The 565-nt window shown below is 37.4% G+C and carries 1 protein-coding gene; it reads left to right on the top strand.

What is annotated here, in order from left to right; genetic code table 11:
• Window positions 1–309 precede the first annotated feature (309 nt).
• Window positions 310–546: a hypothetical protein gene (locus A3712_RS18745; RefSeq protein WP_063524641.1), complete on the top strand. Its 237-nt coding sequence runs from the start codon at window positions 310–312 to the stop codon at window positions 544–546.
• Window positions 547–565 lie beyond the last annotated feature (19 nt).

The raw sequence follows: 565 nt of genomic DNA on the forward strand, positions 1-565 counted from the left end.
AAGTGCCACAAAAATCATACTCAGGATAGAATTAGAGGCAACAAGGGCAACAAGGTTTTGAGGACTAGAAAGATAACCGAGAACAATTGGAACAGAGATAATGTTTGGTCTGTGTTTTGTAGTCAGGGTTGTTATACTGATTTCTTTTATAAGTATTGGCAACAAGTCATTGCNATTGCACCAAGGACCGAGCCTTTAGAAACTCCGATAGATGTACGTGTAGAAGATAGGACAGACTATTACGGACATCATTACAAAACAAAAGTAATAGTTGACAGACCTACCGATGATGTAGTAGGATAATCCCATATGAAAACAAATATAGAAAGAACAGAAGAAAGACGTAATAGGTTTAATGGTGAATCTATTATGTTAACAAAAGAAGAAGCTAAAAGACATGACTACATTTTCTTACATGAAATGACAGCAACTCTACAAGATAGGGAAATGGGCCATGGTATGTCCCCACACTGGGAACATATGCGTAAACAATTAGATTGGTTTCGCAAAAACAATGCCAAAGCCTACATGGTATTATTAGATTAATACTCCTGGTCCCTGGCCC

Source organism: Vibrio sp. HI00D65 (assembly GCF_001635455.1).
Classification (GTDB): domain Bacteria; phylum Pseudomonadota; class Gammaproteobacteria; order Enterobacterales; family Vibrionaceae; genus Vibrio.